This is a genomic window from Streptomyces anatolicus (genome assembly GCF_019400875.1).
Classification (GTDB): Bacteria; Actinomycetota; Actinomycetes; order Streptomycetales; family Streptomycetaceae; genus Streptomyces; species Streptomyces anatolicus.
The window spans coordinates 47,645-66,685 of record NZ_WMBF01000002.1; the positions used below are offsets into that span (position 1 = coordinate 47,645).

Annotated in this window: 18 protein-coding genes and 2 pseudogenes; 9 read left to right on the top strand and 11 right to left on the bottom strand. The window is 69.1% G+C overall.

What is annotated here, in order from left to right; genetic code table 11:
* Positions 1–66: 66 nt before the first annotated feature.
* The 5 genes and pseudogenes from GKQ77_RS00605 to GKQ77_RS00620 all read right to left on the bottom strand — a co-directional run bounded on the left by GKQ77_RS00605 (position 67) and on the right by GKQ77_RS00620 (position 4,712).
* Positions 67–1,185, bottom strand: a complete 1,119-nt coding sequence (locus tag GKQ77_RS00605; RefSeq protein ID WP_308117497.1) for a serine hydrolase domain-containing protein — start codon at positions 1,183–1,185, stop codon at positions 67–69.
* Between the two features lie 318 nt (positions 1,186–1,503).
* On the bottom strand, positions 1,504–2,619 hold the full coding sequence (locus GKQ77_RS00610) for a S1 family peptidase (protein WP_308117498.1): 1,116 nt from the start codon (positions 2,617–2,619) through the stop codon (positions 1,504–1,506).
* Positions 2,620–2,956: 337 nt separating this feature from the next.
* Positions 2,957–3,088, bottom strand: a pseudogene (locus GKQ77_RS34255) (barstar family protein); the annotation flags it as partial.
* A gap of 125 nt (positions 3,089–3,213) precedes the next feature.
* Entirely contained in the window at positions 3,214–3,798 is a 585-nt protein-coding gene (locus GKQ77_RS00615; RefSeq protein ID WP_219686593.1) for a snapalysin family zinc-dependent metalloprotease, read from the bottom strand.
* Positions 3,799–3,899: 101 nt separating this feature from the next.
* Positions 3,900–4,712: a S1 family peptidase gene (locus tag GKQ77_RS00620; protein ID WP_219686594.1), complete on the bottom strand. Its 813-nt coding sequence runs from the start codon at positions 4,710–4,712 to the stop codon at positions 3,900–3,902.
* A gap of 200 nt (positions 4,713–4,912) precedes the next feature.
* On the opposite strand from GKQ77_RS00620, the gene GKQ77_RS00625 reads away from it, so the two are divergent.
* Complete coding sequence (locus tag GKQ77_RS00625; protein WP_219686595.1) at positions 4,913–5,863, top strand: LysR family transcriptional regulator; 951 nt, start codon at positions 4,913–4,915, stop codon at positions 5,861–5,863.
* Here GKQ77_RS00625 and GKQ77_RS00630 read toward each other — a convergent pair.
* Positions 5,860–6,018 carry a hypothetical protein gene (locus tag GKQ77_RS00630; protein WP_219686596.1) on the bottom strand — a complete coding sequence of 53 codons (159 nt, stop codon included), beginning with the start codon at positions 6,016–6,018 and terminating at the stop codon, positions 5,860–5,862. The two genes, GKQ77_RS00625 and GKQ77_RS00630, sit on opposite strands and share 4 nt — an antisense overlap.
* A 236-nt stretch (positions 6,019–6,254) precedes the next feature.
* Between GKQ77_RS00630 and GKQ77_RS00635 the strand changes: the two genes are divergently transcribed.
* Positions 6,255–6,752, top strand: coding sequence for a peptidylprolyl isomerase (locus GKQ77_RS00635; RefSeq protein ID WP_219686597.1), 498 nt, complete (start codon positions 6,255–6,257; stop codon positions 6,750–6,752).
* Positions 6,753–7,625: 873 nt separating this feature from the next.
* Positions 7,626–8,012, top strand: coding sequence for a peptidase inhibitor family I36 protein (locus GKQ77_RS00640; protein WP_219686598.1), 387 nt, complete (start codon positions 7,626–7,628; stop codon positions 8,010–8,012).
* Positions 8,013–8,105: 93 nt separating this feature from the next.
* Here the strand turns inward: GKQ77_RS00640 and GKQ77_RS00645 are convergent, their stop codons facing one another.
* Positions 8,106–8,264 (bottom strand): hypothetical protein, encoded by a 159-nt coding sequence (locus GKQ77_RS00645; protein ID WP_219686599.1) that lies wholly within the window; start codon positions 8,262–8,264, stop codon positions 8,106–8,108.
* Positions 8,265–8,278: 14 nt separating this feature from the next.
* On the opposite strand from GKQ77_RS00645, the gene GKQ77_RS34035 reads away from it, so the two are divergent.
* Both GKQ77_RS34035 and GKQ77_RS00655 read left to right on the top strand, forming a co-directional pair.
* Entirely contained in the window at positions 8,279–8,449 is a 171-nt protein-coding gene (locus GKQ77_RS34035) for a hypothetical protein (protein ID WP_219686600.1), read from the top strand.
* 640 nt (positions 8,450–9,089) lie between these two features.
* Positions 9,090–9,539: a DUF4383 domain-containing protein gene (locus tag GKQ77_RS00655; RefSeq protein WP_219686601.1), complete on the top strand. Its 450-nt coding sequence runs from the start codon at positions 9,090–9,092 to the stop codon at positions 9,537–9,539.
* A gap of 59 nt (positions 9,540–9,598) precedes the next feature.
* Here the strand turns inward: GKQ77_RS00655 and GKQ77_RS00660 are convergent.
* The 3 genes and pseudogenes from GKQ77_RS00660 to GKQ77_RS00670 form a co-directional block, all read right to left on the bottom strand.
* A pseudogene (locus tag GKQ77_RS00660) lies at positions 9,599–10,016 on the bottom strand (NF041680 family putative transposase); the annotation flags it as partial.
* 72 nt (positions 10,017–10,088) lie between these two features.
* Positions 10,089–12,098 (bottom strand): HEAT repeat domain-containing protein, encoded by a 2,010-nt coding sequence (locus GKQ77_RS33800; RefSeq protein ID WP_219686602.1) that lies wholly within the window; start codon positions 12,096–12,098, stop codon positions 10,089–10,091.
* Positions 12,099–12,110: 12 nt separating this feature from the next.
* Entirely contained in the window at positions 12,111–12,791 is a 681-nt protein-coding gene (locus GKQ77_RS00670; RefSeq protein WP_219686603.1) for a DUF7019 family protein, read from the bottom strand.
* A 345-nt stretch (positions 12,792–13,136) separates the two neighbouring features.
* Between GKQ77_RS00670 and GKQ77_RS33115 the strand changes: the two genes are divergently transcribed.
* The 3 genes from GKQ77_RS33115 (at position 13,137) to GKQ77_RS00680 (ending at position 16,028) form a co-directional block, all read left to right on the top strand.
* Complete coding sequence (locus tag GKQ77_RS33115) at positions 13,137–13,259, top strand: hypothetical protein (protein ID WP_258020652.1); 123 nt, start codon at positions 13,137–13,139, stop codon at positions 13,257–13,259.
* Between the two features lie 159 nt (positions 13,260–13,418).
* A complete protein-coding gene (locus tag GKQ77_RS00675; RefSeq protein WP_219686604.1) occupies positions 13,419–14,939 on the top strand; it encodes an FG-GAP-like repeat-containing protein in 1,521 nt (506 codons plus the stop codon).
* Between the two features lie 510 nt (positions 14,940–15,449).
* Complete coding sequence (locus GKQ77_RS00680; RefSeq protein WP_219686605.1) at positions 15,450–16,028, top strand: GNAT family N-acetyltransferase; 579 nt, start codon at positions 15,450–15,452, stop codon at positions 16,026–16,028.
* 641 nt (positions 16,029–16,669) lie between these two features.
* On the opposite strand, the gene GKQ77_RS00685 is transcribed toward GKQ77_RS00680, so the two are convergent.
* Positions 16,670–17,347, bottom strand: a complete 678-nt coding sequence (locus tag GKQ77_RS00685; RefSeq protein ID WP_258020653.1) for a hypothetical protein — start codon at positions 17,345–17,347, stop codon at positions 16,670–16,672.
* A gap of 466 nt (positions 17,348–17,813) precedes the next feature.
* Here GKQ77_RS00685 and GKQ77_RS00690 point away from each other — a divergent pair, with 466 nt between their 5' ends.
* Positions 17,814–18,641, top strand: coding sequence for a DsbA family protein (locus tag GKQ77_RS00690; RefSeq protein ID WP_219686606.1), 828 nt, complete (start codon positions 17,814–17,816; stop codon positions 18,639–18,641).
* The last annotated feature ends 400 nt before the right edge of the window (positions 18,642–19,041 follow it).

Here is a 19,041-nt window from a genome sequence, read left to right on the forward strand (position 1 = left end):
CGCCTCCTGGCGGGTCCCGCACCGCGCACGGTGCGACGTCACCCGCGATTTCATGGCGGCGCCGCCTCAGTCACACAGGGCTGCCATCTGCGCCTTCATCAGTCCCTTGCTTCGCGGGACGGGCGACTCACCCTTCAGGTCCGCGCCCAGGTCGTAGACATTGACGGCGAGGACCAGCTGTCGCTCACCGTCGGCGGTGGTGAGGGACACGCTGGTGAAGCCGGGCCCGCCGCCATCGGTCTCCCAGACACTGATCGGCCTGTTGTCCGGCTCCGATCCGCATGGCACGTCCATGCGCTGCACGCCGAGTCCGTACGCCGGCGCGTCGGGGAACCGCACCGTGGTCAGGAGTGCGCGCTGCTGGGCGGGGCGCAGCAGCTTGCCGGTGAACAGGGCCCGGTGGAAACGGGCCAGGTCATCGACCGTGGAGATCATGGCGCCGGCGGTCCAGTCGTACGACGGGCTGAACCGGGTCACATCGCGTCCCGCGAGGTCATAGCCGTGCAGATGAGGGCCGTGAATGGCCGGGTCGGTCACCGGGAAGGAGGTGTCCTTCAGGCCGAGCGGGACGAGAATCCGCCGATGGATCTCGGAGGGCGCGCTGTGCCGTGTGACCGCCTCGATCACCAGACCGGCGAGTAGGTAGTTGGTGTTGGAGTACGACCAGCCGCCGCCGGGCGCGAACAGCGGCTTGTGCCGGACGGCGCGGGCGATCACCTGCCGAGGGGTGTAGACGTGGTCCCATTCGTGGCGCTCCAGGTAGGGGGCGAAGAACTCCGGCCCGGTGGTGGGGTCGTAGATGCCCGAGGTGTGGTTGAGCAGCTGCCGGATGGTGATGGCCCTGCCGGCGTTGCCGTTTCCCTGGACCACGCCGGGCAGCCATTTCTCCACGCTGTCGTCGAGCGAGAGCCGTCCTTCGCCCTCCAGCTGCAGAAGCACCGTCGACACAAATGACTTGGTATTGCTGGCGATCCGGAACCGCTGGTGCGGCCGGGCCCGCTCGCCGCTCGCCGTGTCCGCGAGTCCGGCCGCCAACCGTGACTCCCGCTCTCCGCGCCTGGCATACGCCACGGCCCCCGGGAACCCGTCCGCGACCGCCTGCTCGATGGCCTCCTCGAGGCCGACGGGCGGCGGGGCCGACGCCCGCTGCTCCCCGACCGCCGGGAAGATCCCTGATACCGCCACCGCGCAAATCCCCGCCAGCAGTGCCGCTGCCCCCGCACGTGCCTTCACCGATCGCTCCTGTTTCTGCTCCCTGCGCTGTTCCTGCCCCAGCGTGCCCGGCCGCCACACCGGCCGCCCATCCTGCTGACTCCCGAGTCGATACGGGGGCTGTCCCCACCCCACGCCGTCCTGCCCCTCGCCAAGTCTGTGCATGGCGAGGTCCTGGCCGGGCGGGGCCAATCAGACCGCGTCATCTTCCTCGGCGGTGACGTAGTAACAGGTGCCGCTCACCGGATTCGGTGAGCGGCACCTGGACTTGGGGGGGGCAGGTGGGCTGGCTCAGTTGGTGTTGAGGGCCAGGCCATAGTGGTTCAGGGCATCGTCGAGGGGCTGGAAGTACGAGGATCCGGTGCCGTTGACGCCAGAGCACTGCTGTCCGACCGGGCCACCGGAGGTCATGCCCTGGGCCTGGTTGCCGGAGATGTAGGCGCCGCCGCTGTCACCGCGCTCGCTGCAGACGCTGGAGCTGCCCAGGCCCGAGACCATCGTGCCGCCGTAGTTGACGGTGTTGTTGTAGGACTTGACCTTGCCGCAGGTCCAGCCGGTGGTCGCACCGGACTTGCACATGGCCGCGCCCGCCGCCGCGCGGGTGCTGCCCTTGACGGCGATGGTGCCGGCCTGGCCGTAGGTGGTGACCGCGGTGGCGATCGAGTCGTCGGAGTCCACGGCCGCGACCCCCATGTCCACGCTCGACTGGCCGGTCGTGAAGCGGGTGTGGGCGCCCTTGGCGAAGTGCGCGTTGTTGTAGTAGAGGTCCGGAAGGCCTTCGACGCAGTGGCTGGCGGATACCAGGTACTGCTTGCCGGAGGAGTTCCTGGCCCCGAACCCGACCGAGCAGTATCCGCTGCCGATCGTCATCTTGCTGCCCGGGGCGACGACGGCCTGCGGCTCCAGTGGCTGCTTGCCCTTGACGATCCGCACCGCGTCACCGTGGGACCGCGCGGCCTTGAGGAAGGCGCGCGCCGTGGCGCCGGTGTCGCTGTGGACCTTGATGGTGACGGTGTCGGAGGCCAGGTCCACCGACCAGGCGTAGACGCCGGTGGGCGTCTGCCGGGCTGCCTTGGTGTCGAGTTGGGCCTTGATGCGGTCGAGCGCCGTCTGGCCGTGCTGCGGTATCCGGGCGCGCAGGCCCGCTTCCTCCACCTCCTGGGCGGTCTCGCGGTCGGCGACGTTGAGGGTGAGCGTGCCGGCCGCGTCGAAGAACGCGCCGTCCCGGGCCGCGTCCTCGCCGAGGCCGGACAGGATGCGCTGCTGCTCGGCCTGCCGATCCAGACGCCGCACAGCCGCCCACTCGGAGATGCCCAGCGAGTCGGCCAGCGCGCTGACCATCTGGGGCTGGTAACGGGTCTCGGCCGCCGCCGGTCCTTCGGCCTGGGCACTGGTGGCCGCTGACACCGACAGGAGCGTGCCGACTGCGGCCGCTGCCAGGTAGTACGTGAGGGGTTCATGACAGTCCTCTGCCGTGGGTGGGGGAAGGGGGAAGCTGAAGTGGTACGCGAGGAGGCTGTACTTGGGAGGGTGAGGCAGAGGAGGCTGCGATCGTTCAATAGCCCGGTCCTATCGGGCAGCGCGGCAGGTATCGCCAGCGTTGAAGAGCCGTGCTGGATATCGGCCGGGTCCTTGGCGGAGAGCCCTCGCGGGGCACCGCCTGCCACGCCGCCGACTATTCGTCCGGCCTGGGGGTCAGCGCAGCCGGAGCGCTCCCGGGGCCCGCTCGTCGAAGAAGGCGGGGGCCGAGGGCGCGGCGCGAGACGTCGTGGTCGCGCCACTCGATGGTGAAGTCGCCGTCCTCCGGGGTTCCGTAGCCGCCAGGTCCGTTGACGGCTTCGCCGAAGGCCCGCAGCGAACAGGGAGTCTCGTGCACAGGCCGCGTCGGCCACGCGCCAGTTGCCGTTGCCGTCGCTCACCGCCGCACACGCAAAGGTGACGATGCCTGACCGTGGCGTGGCTGGGGTCAGGCATCGTCACGTCGGGGGTGGCCCTTGCCGGCTAGGGCGCGTCCACCAGCACGCGGCCGTCGGTCCGGGTGTGTGCCGCGACTCCGCCCGCGTACGCGTTCTCGACCCGCGAGCGCTCTGCCGCGTCGGGCACCGCGTTACGGCAGCTCGTACCGGCGCTGGAGCCCGACATCAGCTGTGAGCAGGGGCCGGGCTTGGTGTCCGGCAGGCCCAGGTTGTGGCCGAGTTCGTGGGCGACGATGCGGGTCTTGTCGTAGCCCTGGGAGACCGCTTGGCTGCCGAGTTCGACCCGGGCCCGGCCACCCGGCCGGACCGGTCCGAGCGTGGCCTGCGGCCAGCCGGTGGTGGCCACGATCTGGATCTCCGCTCGGCTGCCAGGGGCGGCTTTGACCAGCTTGACGTTGCCGACGTTGCCGTTCCACGAGGCGACCCCGGCAGAGATCGCCTGCTCCCAGCCTGCCGCTCTGCTGGCGTCGTAGCGGAGCGTGACCTGCGCGGCCGCCACGCGCTTCGGCGTGGTGGGCTCGGGGGCGGACGCGGCGTGCGCCGCCGGTATCGCGGTCAGGAGCACTGCTGTCGCGGCACCGGCTATACCCAAACGTAGGTAGTGCACCATCACTGTCCTTTCATACGGGAGGAGTCGGACCCCGAGAGGACCGAGAGGGGGGTTCAGAGGAATGGTGCGTACATGACAAGTAGCGCCTTGCGGGGTCGAGGTCAACCGTTGGAGGCCGCGGACTGTATCCAGTTGGTGTACGCGGCGGTGGCCGTGTAGTTCGACCTGGACTGCCGGTCGCTTGTCGAGGCCACTCCGACCACGGTGCCGCCGACCATCGCGGGCCCGCCGGAGTCTCCGCCGGCCGCGACACCGTCGACGCCTTGCAGAGCGATCGCGGTGCCGCCGTAGTGGTCCGTGGTCAGACCGGTCATCCGCATGGCGGCGGTCTTCAGGACGGGCGACTGGCAGGTGCTCTCGTTGTCCCGGCAGGTGGCGCCCCATCCGTAGACGGAGACGTTCGTACCCGTCTGGGGGTAGGTGCTGGCGATCTTGGCGGGCGTGAGGGTGACGTCCCGGTCCAGCCTCACCATGGCGAGGTCGGCCGACGGATGCAGGGTGACGCGTGCGGCGGCGGCCATCGTGCCGCCGCTTGACGCGTACGTGCTGCCGATACGGAAGGTGTACTGCGCGGACCTGTCCACGCAGTGCTTGGCGGTCAGGATGTGACGGGCCGACACCAGGGTCGCGGTGCAAATCCCCTGGCCGTTCTGCAGGACGCGGGCGTGGTAGGGCTGCGCCTGCGTTTCCCTGCCGCCGATGATGGGCTGTGCGCCGGTCTTCTTCGGTGACGCGGCCGTCGTACCGACGGCGCCGGCGGTGGAGTGTGCGGCGGCGGTATACGCCGGGGTGTCGGCGGGAGCGGAAGCGGGGGCGGGGGCTGCGGTGGCCTGGCCGACGGCGCCGAGGGCGAGCGTCGTGGCAAGCCCGGCGGCGCAGGCGGCTGCGCGCACGGACAGTTTGCGAACCTGCATGTGGGGGGTCTCCTCGCTACTTTGCCTCGGGGGAGCCGAGTGCGGTGCGCGATGAGTGTGTACTCCGTATCAGACAGCCGGGGAGGCTGCTAACGCCCGATAGTTCAGATCTATCGGACGGAAAGACGCTGCTGTTCCTGAGAGACGTGCGCAACCGCCAAGCTATTGGCGAACGTTGAATGTCGCCCTACTCTCGCCCCATGGATCTGGAGATTCGGCATCTGCGCGCAGTGACCGCCATTGCCGATGCCGGCAGCCTGCACAAGGCGGCACGCGTGCTGGGGGTGGCCCAGCCGACCTTGACCGCGCAGCTGCGCCGGATCGAAGAGAGCCTGGGCGGAGCGCTGTTCCTCCGGCTGCCCGACGGCTGCCGCCCCACGCTGCTCGGCCACCAGCTCCTCGCCCGCGCCCGGTCGGTCCTGGCCGACATCACACACTTGACCGCCGAGATGCGAGCAGCGGCCAGCTCCGCACGGACACCCCAGCTGCGCATCGGCTCCACACCCACCTCCGTGCTGCCCCTGTGGACGCAGCGTCTGGGTGACCGGTATCCCGAGGCCCAGCTGACTGCCCAGGCAGACGTGTCCTCCAACACGCTGCTACGGATGGTGGCCGCCGGCCAGCTCGACGTCGCATTCGTACACGAGATGGAGGGAACGCATCTGCGCGTACCGGAAGGTCTGCGGCTGCTGGTCTTCCTGGAACGCGAGCCCGCGTTCCTGTCCATTTCCGAGCGTCACCCCGCCGCGTGCCAGCAGACCGTACCGCTTCAGGAGCTGGCGGACGAGCAATGGATGATGGACAAGGCAGCCGACGGTGAATGGGAGATCCTGTACCGGACACTCCTGGCGGCCGGTCTGACACCGCGGGTCCTGCACGGTGACTACTCCACCAACAGACTGTTGGTCACCGCCGGGCAAGCCGTCACCCTGTGCCAGGCCACCTCCCCGGGCGCCGACGGCGTGGTACCACGCCGCCTGGAAGGCGATCCGATCGGGTACCGCTGGCTGCTGGCAGCACGAAGCGACGCTCAACTGGTCTGCGTGCACGACGACTTGCGTGCCGCGTACCAGGAAGCAGCAGAACAGGCACCGCTCTACCAGGCGATGGGCCCCCTGGCCTTCGGACCCGCGCCTTCCGCCACGCCTTAGCGCACCTCCGCGCCGCGCACATCCGCACCGCGCACCTCCGCGCCGCGCACCTCGGCACCGCGCACCTCCGCACCGCGCACCTCCGCACCGCGCACCAGACCCGTCGACCATCCGGCGAGCTCGGCCCCGGGCGAAGACAGTCGGTGATGCCGCATAGACAGGCTGTTTCCACAGCGCTGCCAGGCCCGACCACACTGGCGATGCGGGCGTGATCAACCGGAGCCTCTGCGACGCGCATGCCGTGCGCGAGCACCGGCGCTCGATCGACCTGGCCCGCTACCGGTGTTTCGGCAGGGGCCAGGCGAATGCTTGAGGGCAACGTCTGAGCGTGCCGGGCCCGACGGCTACCACCTGGAGCGGGAGGAGGTCAGACAATGGCAGGATGAGGGCCATGACAATCCAGGCTTATTTTGACATCACCATCGACGGTCGGCCCGAAGGCCGCATCACGTTCAACCTCTTCGACGACGTCGTGCCGAAGACCGTGGAAAACTTCCGGGCGCTCGCCACCGGCGAGAAGGGCTTCGGCTACGCCGGTTCGAAGTTCCACCGCGTGATCCCGGACTTCATGCTCCAGGGCGGCGATTTCACCGCCGGCAACGGCACCGGCGGCAAGAGCATCTACGGCGCGAAGTTCCCCGACGAGAACTTCCAGCTCAAGCACACCAAGCCGGGCCTGCTCTCGATGGCCAACTCCGGCCCCCACTCGAACGGCTCGCAGTTCTTCATCACCACGGTCGTCACGAGCTGGCTCGACGGCAAGCACGTCGTCTTCGGTGAGGTCGCGGACGAGGACAGCATGGCACTCGTCCGCAAGATTGAGAGCTTCGGCTCTCAGTCGGGCGCTACCAAGGCCGAGATCGCCATCTCCGCCTCCGGCACCCTCTAGAGCAAAACGCTCGGCTGGGGTTTCCCAGCCGAGCGTTTCGCGTGGGCGGTCCTTCCACCAGGCGCAACGGACTGCCGAATGCCCAAACCCCCAGGTGCCCCTGTCGTAACCCGATATAGGGGAGTTCGCGGCACTTCGGGCCCGGCGCGCCACCACCCAAGACCATCGAATGCCCCGGAGCCACCCAGGGCGCTCGCCAGCACGTCCCTGCACCCTCCGGGCAGGAGAGCTGCTGCAGGGCACGTTCGCAGCCTGGGCTGTGGAGACCGGCGGCGGCACGTCTTCGTGATGGCGCCCCCACTGCCGTACCGGTGGACGCAGGAGAAGCGACCGCGCCGGCCGGGGAAAGGCCAGCCCCAGACTGGACCGGTCGCGCCATCGTGCGCGGCCCCGGGAGGCCCGGTCGATGAGAGGCGGTTGTGCGCCTCGTGCCCGCGAGCGCTTCGCGGCGAGCCTGAGCCAAGAGCGGCGCGGCAGGCCCCTTCAGCCCCGGACGGGCACCCGCCGGGCCCACAGCGGCCGGGGCGCCGCCTATGAGCCGTCGTGGATCTGTCAGCGCGCACCATACCGATCCTGCCGGTCGAGCACGGCAGGCGGCCGGCTGCTCGCCCTGCCAGCGTGCGGACACTGCGTAAGGCCATGAACGCTGACAGTCAGACCGACCCAGACCTCTACTCCCCGGCGTATGCCCTCATCGATAAGGTGGAAGACGGCCTGGTTCACCGAACGGGCCCGATGTGCGCGGCTCCGCGCACAAGCCGGCGGGCTGACTGGACGACGGCTCCGACGCTCCCGGTGAAAGAGCCCTGTGTGGCTGGATAGACCGCTTGAGCGGAGGGCGGCAAGCCCTAATGTGGACGTCAAGTCCCTTGAGTGGCAGGTTACTTCAGGCTCCAAACGGAAGAAGTGATCACTATGTTCCGAAGGGCAGCGACCGCTGTCGCCACAGTCGCGTTGACAGCCACCGGCGTCGCGCTCTCCCCCACAGCATCCGCCGCTGAGCCGTGCCGTGCTGGTGGTCTGTGCCTCTACCGCAACACCGGGTTCATCAACATGCAGTTCGTCACTGAACGACGCGGCCAATGTTGGGACCTCGGGGATTACGGACTGGAAAACGCAGTCTTCTCCTACCGCAACAACATGTCCGTCTACGCCCGCTTCTACAACGACGCGGGAAGCAATGTCTGGAACGTTCGTAACGGCGGCAGCAGTTCTGACAGTTCATCCTTCTCAGGCGAGACGTGGGTCTGCACCGACTGACCATGCGCACCTTCGCCCGCCGTCGTCGGGACGTAGGGGCCGAACGGGTCCGGTTCCCGGCAGCCGGTCATCGCGGCTGCAGCGAGCTCTCCTTCACGGACCCGGCCGTGCGCTCAAGGCCGGGACACAGCTGCTGCGCTCCGCGGCGCGCTTCTTCGCGATGGCGGTAGCGGCGATGAGGAAGCCCTCGGCTTCGGCCGCGATCACCGCGGCTTGGTCGACGGGAGCACGGCGGTTCAGGTGCCGGGTCATGACCGGTCGCATTCGTGGCCGTCGGCGTCGATGACGTCGCGCTTGCCCGTGTTCTCTTTCTGGTCGAGCTGCGCGACGTCGGGGTGGTGCAAGTCGAAGGCCGGGGATTCGGAGCGGATCCCGCCCTGCCGATCAGGAAGAACGCGAACGACGTGATCAGGTACAGATGGCCGACCTTCTTGTGATCGGTCGTGGTGATCCAGGAGACGACCACCCGGACCCTGTTGCGACGCCCTTCCGTCGGTACCAGCGTGACCGAATCCGCTCGAGCAGTCACTTCTCTCCACTTGATCCTGAATTTCACCCCTTTGCGCCGTCAAGCATCCGAACAGTACGCGCGCACTTCACGCGGCGCGCCGACCGAATGCGTGGCAAATTGCTGATTGACCGAGTGAGCTTTTGTGGATCTTCCGCAGCGGACTGGGAGCCGTGCCGCAAACGCTCGCGTCCCACACCGTGCTCCGGTCGCCGTTCGGCCAGATCGGTGGTGTGATGCTGTAAGAGATCTGTACCGGCAACACGCTGCTCGGCGTGCCGTTGAGCGGTTACGGCCGCATGCATGACGCGTTCGGTCTGAGCACTTCCGCGGCCGCTAACAGGACGAAGGCCATCACGCTGACCGGCGCGCCGCTCTTTGCCGTCGCGGGCATCGTGGCAGCACGACGCAAACGGCGATGAAAGGCAGCCGGTCATTCCCCCGACCGTCCTGGACATTAGGCAGTACAGACCAGAGAAGTCCAAGAGTGCAGTACAGGCAGAGGAGTGGCGTAGGGACCCGATGTCACGGCACTCGCCGAGGCACCGCCGAGAAGGAAGGCCATCGTGATGACTGCACGCACACACGCCACCCGGGGTGCTCGTACTCCGGTCCAGCAGGCGGCCCTGCTCGTCGGAGCGGTGTTTCTGCTGGTGGGAGTGCTGGGTTTCATTCCGGGGATCACCACGGACTACGACACCATGAAGTTCGCGTCCCACGACTCCCACGCGGAACTGCTGGGTATTTTCCAGGTGTCCATCCTTCACAACCTGGTGCACCTGGCCTTCGGCGTCGCTGGTCTGGCCATGGCCCGAACCGCCGCCACGGCCCGGACGTTCCTGCTGGTCGGAGGCGCCATCTATCTGGTGCTGTGGCTCTACGGCCTGATCATCGACCACCACAGCAGCGCCAACTTCGTGCCGCTCAACAACGCCGACGACTGGCTGCACTTCGTCCTCGGCATCGGAATGATCGCCCTAGGCGCGCTGCTCACCCGCCGCACCACCGCGGCCCGGTAAGAACCGGGCGACATCCACCCCGAGAGCTGTCGGGGGACCTTGCACAGGTGGCGCCGGTATGCCGGGCGGACGAGGTAAGCGAGGATGCTCCTGAACCCCCGGCGGAGGCCGGGCTGAGCCGGTCGGAGGCGGCGGGTTTCTCCCAGGGCCGGCGGAGACCCTCGGCGAGAGGCCGGGTGAGTCGGAGCTGGGTGTGAACGACGATCAGCAGCCAGGTCCGCGGTCCGCCGCCTCGGGAGTACGAAGCTTCGGAGTGGCCCTGCCCAGGGTCTGCTTCGCGAAGCGGAAGGTGTGCTCCAGATCGAAGCGGCGGAGAAATGCCTGCCAGAAATGGTCAATGTCGTCCGCAGTGAGCCCGCTCTTGGAAGACCATAACCACGTCGGCGGGGCGGCATCACGGTTCTTCGACAGATGCTCGACCTTCAACCGGATCAAGGTCACCTCGACCAGGGGGAGTTCATCGTCGTGGTCGAGCCATTAGGAGCGGTGGAGCGCTCTGACATTGCCCCTCTAACGTCCCGCGGCTTCTGCGGGACGTAAAACGACAAGCTACGGACCGAGCCGGATCCCGCGAGCTGCGGCGACGGCATCGATGGCGCCGACGTGCCAGGCGTAGAAGTGCTTCGTCCCGTAGCAGAATGCCAGCACCTGCTCGTACGCCTCTTCGGTGCCGATCCGCAACAGGGCCTGTACGGCGGGCTCGTGGGCGCCGGACCAGGTGTCGGGGCCCAGGAGGGCCGTCAGGGGAGTGAGGTCCCGCGCCGAGCCGCGTTCGACGAGCGCGAGGGACGCCACCTCCCGGGCCGGGGTCGATCTGGACAATCGGCGCTCACCGGAGGCCGCGTACGTCGCTCCGTCCCTCTGGTCCTGCGCCGCCGTGGCGAGTCCGAGCAGCGCCCGGGTCGCCTTCACCTCGGGGCGGGCGGCGAGCGCCTCGACGAGCCGGTGACCCACGTCCTCGGGCAGGCCGTCCGCGCCGGCGGCGAGCCCGACGAGGACCGGCAACGCCGGGCCGCCGATATCCCGCAGCGCCCGCACGGCGGCACGCGCGAGGTCCGGCTCGGCGTCGGGCGTCACGAACTCCCCGAGCGCGCGAGCGGCTTCCGGCACCGGAAACACGCCCAGGGCCACGACCGCCCGTCGCCGAACCGCCTGGTGCGGCGATCGCGCGCAGGCGAGCACCACCGGCAGCGTGTCCGGCACACCGATCGAACCGAGGGCCCGCACGGCGTGCGCCCGCAGAGTGCCGGGCTGCTCCTCGTGCGTGGCCAGGGCGACGAGGAGTGGGGCGGCGGCCGCGCACCGCAGAGCGCCGAGCGCGTCGACGGCGGACGCACGTACCCCGACCGGAGTCGTGTCGTCCGCCAGGGCTGACAGGAGCACCGGGGCCGCGTCCGTGCGTCCGGCGAGGCCCAGCACGCGCGCCACGCCCCGCCGTCGGGCGACGGATCCGCCGGGGCGCGTGAACAGGTCCACCAGCTCGGACGACAGCATCGGCTCCGGCAGTGCGGCCACGAGATCCGCCACCGTGTCGCCGATGTGCGCGTCGTCCAGCGCCGCCACCAGCGCACCTGCCGCCCCGGCCCCCGCCAACGCGGCGAGCGCCCCGGCGGCGGCCCGGCGCACGGCCGGGGCCGCCGCCTCGCGCAGATGGTGCGCGAGCAGGGCGCGGTGTTCATCGGGGTCCGGTACGGCGAAGAGGCCGGGCTCCGCCGCGATGTGCGCGCAGACCGCCGTCACGGCGTGAGGAGGGCAGCCGGGGCCGGAGGGGTCCGCCGCGCCGCGAAGCACGTCCCACAGGTGGGCCCGGCCCTCCTCGGTCCTGGCGAGCAGGACCGTCGCGAGGCGGGCCGTTTCGGGGTCCGGATCGCGCTGGGGGGTGTGGAGGAGCCGCTCGGCGGCCGGGTGCCGGTGCGGGGACGGCCACGCGGCGGCGGGCAGCGCGTGCAGTGCCTGGACCGCGGCACGGCGCAGCTGGGTGTCCGAGGCAGGGGAGTGCGCGAGGACGAGCAGGGCAGAGGCGGCCCTCGGATCCCCGATCGCGCCGAGTGCGCGCACGACGCGTACCGCGAGATCGGGCGGATACCCCCATAGCGTGGCCAGGAGGGGCGTCACGGCCTCCGGGGCCCGCAACGCGGCAAGGGCCTCGAGCACCCGTACCGTCCAGCGCCCCCGGCCGGACGGCAACCGCTCGCACAGGTCCACGAGGCCGCGGATGACCTCCGGCCCACCGATGGCCAGCAGAGCTTCGCACGCCACCTCGTCCAGCTGACGGCGGTTGTGCTCCGACTCGGCCAGGGTACTCAGCAGCAGAGGCACGGCCCGCTCCACGCGCAGCCGGCCCAGGGACGCGAGGGCGTGCCAGCCAAGTCCGGGGGGCGGCTCGTCCTCACGCGCGAGACAGGTGTGCAGTGTTCTGACGACTTCCGGCGTGCGTACCGCGCCGCCCAGCATCGCGGTGGCGTACAAGGCGGCGTCATGGTTCTCGGACCACGTGGCCCGGCACAGCCCCGCCGCGTCGCCCTCCATGCGCATGCGCATCACGTCGGAGATGGACACCGCCCGCTCCACTCAGGCCTCCTCGCCCTCGTGCACCTGGTCGGACATCGCCACGTACAGCGGTGTCCCGACGACGATCGTCAGCTCCTCACCGTCCTCCCGCGTCACGGTGGAACGCATCAACTGCCGCGCCAGGAAGTCGCAGTACACCGGTGGCACCGTCAGCGTCTCGACCGCGTGCAGCACCTCGTGGGCCACCCTTCCCCGGCTCGGCATCCGGCCGCCGCGCGACCGCACGTTGAACTGGCTCTCCCACTCCGGAGGGGTGTCCTGGAGCAGCCGGAAGAGCGACGGCAGTCCCGAAAAGCCGATCCGGCCCATCTCCGGCGGCGCGTCGTAGCCCACCAGGTGGTGGGCGGAGCCGATGAGTGCGACAACAGTGTCGCCGTCGCGGCCCGTCATCAGGGTCGGCTTGTTCACCTCGCCGTACCCGGCGATCCGCAGCGCAAGGTCACCCCGGAACCAGGCGGTGGGCTCCGTCATCCAACCGACGTCGAACTCCCGCTCCAGATACGACTCGACGATGTCCAGCCGGTCGTACGTGCTCGCTTCGGTACGCGGCGACTGTACGGCCAGGCTGAGGACCTTGAGGTCGACCTTCGCCTCGACGGCGAGGCGCTTCAGCAGCTTGGGCGGGATCTGCCCGTACGTCATGTCCACCTTGGCGGTGGAGACATAGACGTAGTACCTCATGTGCCGGTCAGGCGCCGGGCCTCTGGGGGAGCGCCAGGAAGGCGCCGCCCTGTTCTGAGCTGTCACCGGACTTGAACCACTGCAATGCTGTGCTCATTGCTCTCCTAGCGCCCGGCCCAACGGGCCTTTGACTGCCTCGAGTTGAGGGACTGAGTCCGCAGCATCGCATACTCGCGCTCCGGAGTACGACGAAGCGTTTCGCCGCCGCATCGCTCTGCTCCCTGGGGCCCCTCGCCAGCCCCGCCATGCCAGACGCGCTGGTCCGCGCCACCAAGCTCGACAAGTTCCGCCAGGACCGGCACTACCTCCGCCCCACCGGCAGGACGCCTACCCTGCACTGCGACGATGGCGACGCCCCGACGCCGCCGCAGATGGGAGGGCCAGTTCATGGACGCGTCCGGAACCCTCCGGCTCACCAAGGTCGTGCCGGGCCTCTACCCCGGGCGCACCCGCCATCCTCCGGCCTGAACGTGCCGCAGTAGAGGTCCCGTACAACCTTCCCGCACCGTCGAAGGTCACATGATCAGCTGGCGTGAACCAGCGGGTGACTCGCAGTGAACAGCGGGGAACCCCCGGTGGCTTCACGCACCGCGGCCGCCCAACCGCACCTTGACCGAGGGAAGTTGCATGTCGCGCGCCCGTCGCACCGCCCGTCTCACCATGCCCGTTATCGCCGCCTCACTGCTGGTGGGCGGCGGCCTCTCCGCCCTCGCTCTCGGGCAGGGCACCGCCCGTGCCGCCGCGCCCGCCACCGAGGCGCCCACCGCCGGGCGCGCGGGGACCGCGGCGAAGGCGACGGACGACTTCAACGGCGACGGGTACGGCGACCTGGTCGTCGGCGCCCCGGGCGGCACCGTCTCCGGGCAGACCAAGGCCGGGTACGTGGTGGTGACGTACGGGTCGAAGCTCGGCCTCGACCCGGCCCGCAAGAAGGTCATCAGCCGCTCCACGAGCGGGGTGCCCGGGGCGGCCACCTCCAAGCAGGCGTTCGGCAAGTCGTTCACCAAGGGCGACCTGGACCACGACGGCTACACCGACCTGGTCATCGGCGTGGACAGCAGGAGCTCCGCGGCGGGCGCCGTGGTGCTGTGGGGCTCCGCGTCCGGCCTGACCCGCGGCACCAAGATCGCCAGCCACGGTTTCACCCCGCAGGCCGGCGACTTCGACGGCGACGGCACCACCGACCTCGCCCTGTTCTCCGGGGAGGGCTACTACGGAGACGACCCGATCGGCCAGCAGGCCCGCCTCTGGAAGGGCCCCATCGCGCGGACCGGCACCCCGGCCAAGAGCCTCGACTTCATGGACAAGTCGCAGTGGTGGGACTACGACAGCGAGCAGCGCCCCGACCCGACCTGCGCCGACCGGAACTGCATCGACGGCCCCACGTCCGTGCAGGGCCCGGTCGTCCCCAAGGCCGTCGGCGACATCAACGGCGACGGCCGCGCCGACATCGCCATGAACGACTACGACGGTGACGGCGAGTGGGGGAACAGCGTCCTGTACGGCACCCCGACCGGCTTCAAGCGCGGCCAGGCGCCGGGCTCAGCCGGTGAGTTGGGCGTGGGCGACGTCAACGGTGACCACTACGACGACCTGGTGCTCGGTGACGACGACTACGAGCCGGGGGTCAGGGTCGCCTTCGGCTCGGCCGACGGCCTCAAAGCGGAGACGCAGAAGTTCGACCAGGACTTGCCGGGCGTGCCCGGCGCCGAGGAGGACGGGGACCGGTTCGGCAGCGCGATCGCCGTCGGCGACGTGACGGGGGACGGGTACGCGGACGTCGCGGTCGGCGTCATCGGCGAGGACGTCGGCAGCGTCACCGACGCGGGCGCCGTCGTCCTGGTACGCGGCAGCGCCGGTGGCGTGACCGGGTCCGGGGCCCAGGCCTTCCACCAGAACACGGCGGGTGTCCCGGGCGTCGCCGAGAAGGGCGACTTGTTCGGTGCGGCTACCGCGCTGCTCGACGTGACCGGTGACGGCCGCGCCGACCTCGCCGCCTCGTCCGTCCAGGAGAACGCCCAGGCGGGTGCGGTGTGGTCGCTGCGCGGTACGTCCACGGGCCTGACCGCCACGCACTCCGTCGCCTTCGGACCGAAGGACGTCGAGGCTCCGAACACCAGGGCGCTCTTCGGCAGCGCGCTGCGCTGAACTCCAAGAGCGGAGAGTGCACGCGCGTGGAGCACCCACACGAACCGCGGCCCGGCCCGAGACCCACAGGGGAGGCCTCGGACCGGGCCGCGCTCCGGCCATCTGGTCCGGCGATGCGGCGTACCCGCCGACGCTGTTGGTGCCCAACCGGATCGGCGAGCGCAACCCCGACCGCACGATCCCGCGCCTGAGGGTGTCCACCCGGCACCTGTGGCAGGGGGCAGCGGGGGAGGAGGGTGAAAGGTTCTCCCAGTAGCTCTCCCGCTCCGAGGACGGCCCGAGCCGCTCGGTGGACCAGCACGTGCAGTCCCCGCCTTCGCACACTTCCTTGTCACACTCTTCGTGGTACTCCAGCGTTGTTCACAAGTTTTGACGGCATGGACGGTGTCGTGCGTCGCTGACCAGAGTGTCCGTACGTTGCCTGACGCAGCCGAGGTGTAGACGGCGAAACCGGCCCAGGGAACTTTCTGTCCCTGGAGTTTGACTTGCCGGCAGGGCAAGATCGGGTACATGTCCAGCCAACGTGAGATCGTTCTGCCGCCAAGCATTCGGTTATCAGGAGACGGGATACTGCTGAGAGAGTGGACCGAGTCCGACCTGTCCGCGTTGGTTGAGCTCTACGACGATCCCGAGATCGACCGATGGACTCCAGTGCCCTCTCCGTTCGACTTCATAGCGGCGCGTGAGTACCTGACCAAGGCTCGCGAAGGCCGCGAAAAAGGACGAAAGAAAGCGCAATTGGCGCTCACTACCGACGGTGAGCAGCCACGCGGTGAGGTTCTCCTCTTTCGCAGCGAGCTCGACGCGCGGGATGTAGAGCTCGCTTATGGCGTCGGCAGCCAACATCGACGCCAGGGCCTGGCCTCACGAGCCGTCAAGTTGATGGCTGACTACGCCTGCCGCCAACTGGCCGCAAAACGAGTGCTGCTGCGCATCGAAACGGCAAACTGCCCGAGCGTGGCTGTCGCTCGCGCAACTGGCTTTCAGCTCACCGACGATGAGCCCATCACACGCGAGGCCAAGGGCCGCCAGGTGACATTGCTTACCTGGTGTTATCAGAGCGGCGAAGCGGATTCCCTTTCGGCTTGAGCGGCTGGGACGCCCCGGCCGGGCAGGATGATCCTGCGCGGCCCCGCTGCTCGTCTGGTCGGTACCAGCTTGTGAGCTGTCACCCCAGTGGCGTCAGCACTTGACCAGGTAGGACGCTCCGGCCCACCGGTTCTGGTTGTTCCAGAGCATCCGGAAACCATGGCTGACCCTGAGCGACGCCTGCACCTTCTCGCCGGGGGCCTCCTCACGGCTCGGGATGAGTTGTTAGGGCGTGCTGTTCAGCTGCGGGGCAGCCGCCCACAACCGGCATTGCATGGCGCCGACGGCTATCGCGTTGCCCCCGATGCCGAACGGCTGGGCGGCCCCGATATGCGAGTGCGGCTACCCGGAAGACGGCAACGGTTCCTCGGCAAGGGAGAGAGTCGCGGGCGCCCCAGCCCATAGGCCCGGGCCGCGTCCTTGCCCGAGCCAGCTGTCGCACCGCCACCGTATGGGCCGAGCCCAGGCCATGTTTTAGGTTCTGATTCCTGTGCGCGCCCTGCACGGTGATAATCAAGATGTGGGGCGAGGGGATCTTCCCGATGAGCAGTGGACGGTGCTGGAGTCGTTGCTGCCTGGGGTGGGCATAAGTCGCAGGTGGCCTGGCTGTCGGCGGCTGGTAAACGGTGTGCGGTGGCGGGCTAGGACCGGAGTTCGGCGGCGGCATCCCTCTCCAGCATCAGCCAGGAGAAGACCCTCACTCTGCGCTGCAGGGCGTTCCACCGCTTGAAGGAGTGGAAGCGTGCCCGGGCGCTGCGAACCGCCGCCGCGCCGACCGGCAGCACCGACAGCAGGAGCAGCGGCAGCAGGGCCGGGTGCAGAATGCCCAGGACGCCGGCGGTGCCCACGAGTCCGAGGAGGGCTGCGGCCAGGGAGACGACCTGGCCGACGATCTGCCGGGCGTAGTACAGCCCTCGGTCGTTGGCCCGGTAGGCCTCGTCGTGCCAGTCCGCGTCGTCGACGACCTCCAGCCGCACGTGTGCGGTCAGGGTGAGGAACTCCCTCTCCAGCGCGGCGCGGATCTTCGGTGTCACCCGGGCCTGGGCGACGGCGACGCCTGCCTCCAGGAGAGCCCGGGCGGCCAGGAAGCCGACCACGACCAGGAGTCGAGGGACGGCCGCGCGTACTCGGTCCGGTGTGGGCCCCTCGGCGAATAGTTCGCGCAGCACCGCCACCGAGGCCATGAGCCCGAACGCCGTCATCGCGGCCGACGCTAGCTGCAGGACGACGATTGCGATGGTCGCGCTCCGGTCCGCCTTCCAGGCCAGTTGGCCGATCTGGCGCACGATCCGCGGCAGCCGCGCGAGGACTTGTCCCACTGTGGCTTTGGAGGCGGCGCCGTCGTACACGGACCAGTACGCCTCTTTCAGGTCGTCGGTGATGTCACCGTCGTGCGCTACGAGCGCACCGGCTGAGCACGTTGACCCGGAATCGGCGCTCCCGTGACTGCGGGTCCCAGTTGTGCACGAGGTTGCTCACCGCCGTCTTCGAGGCGCTGTAGACCTTGAGTTGCTTAGTGCGCCGCACGCTGTTGCTCGAGCGACGACCGGATGAAGGTGTTCTCCGCCAGCAAGCCAGGACCGTCTTCGCTGCTGGACCGGCACTTACAACACCTGCGGACGGCCCTCACCCGAGCCAGAACCTAACGAAGCACTACGAGGACTTGTTCGTCCGAGCATGGCGGGCGGGCTGTGCCGCGACGTCCCCCATCGCCTGAATGCGTGAGGCGACCGGCACACCCGACACGTAGAGTCCCTCTGTCCATAGGGGAGGGATCGGAGTCCAATGCACATCAGAACGACAGTCCGAGCGGTCATCGCGGCAGGTCTCGTAGGAATCATCGCGGGATGCGCACCGGTCGGCCCCGAGGCGGGGGGCGCCGCACCGGACGCGCAGAAGTCGAAGAAGGCCCGCCCGGGGGCGGGTGCGGAGAAGGTGCGCTACGCGTCCGCAGAGCGGCTGCCCGAACGAATAGCCTCAGACGGTACGACGATAGAGGTGGGAAATCCCGCGGCCCGTTCGACCGTGCATGCGTACGAGGACCCGCGTTGTCCCGCCGTCGAGATGTACGAGCGGACCGGAGCCGGAGCAGTCCACAAGCTGGTGCTCGGCGGGGAAATCAAGACCGAGTACACCTTCGCTTCCTTCAAGGACGACCGGCTCGGCGGCAACGGCTCGAAGCGAGCCGTGAACGCGCTGCGCGCCGCACTGGAGAAGGGGAAATTCGTTGAGTACCACGCGGTGATCTTCAAAAACCAGGCCGCGGTCGAGAGCAGCGGCGGATTCACCGTCCAGCGCCTTCTGAAACTTGCCGATAAGGTCCCCGGGCTGCGCGGTGAAGCCTTCGACCGGGCCGTTAGGACGATGAAGTACCGGTCGTTCGTCACCGCGTCCCAGCAGGCCTACCAGCAGACCGGCGACGATCCGATCGGCCCCGGCACCCCCACAGTCGTCGTGAACGGCCACACCATCAACAACGGGCTATGGCACGTCAATTTCGACCCGTCCCTTCTCCGCTCGCTGGTGACAGAGCTTCACGACTCCCCCGGATTGTGGGACCTGGTCTACAAGCCTTACCGGGACGAGGTGCAGGACGAGTCCCTCGAGCCCTGAGGACGTCGGCCGCATCGGCGCCCGACTCGACGAGCCGTACCACCTGGATCAAGCATGTCGGGAAGGCAGCAGGACGGCCGCTTGCCTGCTTACCCGGCAGAAGTGGGAGGCTACCCCCTTCGTCGCATCGGTCAACAGGTAGAAGCGTCGCGAGAAAGACCGCCGGCAGCGATCGGTGACACCCTCGCACTCGGTCTGATCACCGAGGGCATCGGCCTCGGCCTGCCGATCACCGCCCCGCCCCACTTCAACGACGCCCAGGCCGCCCACCCCGCCGTGGCCCATCACGTCGCCTGCCTGCGCGAAGCGGGCGTCACCGTGCTACTCGGGGAGGGCGGATTCGTGCCCCACAAGCCCAAGCATGGCGACCTCGACGCCTACCCGTGGCAGGCTGGCTCTG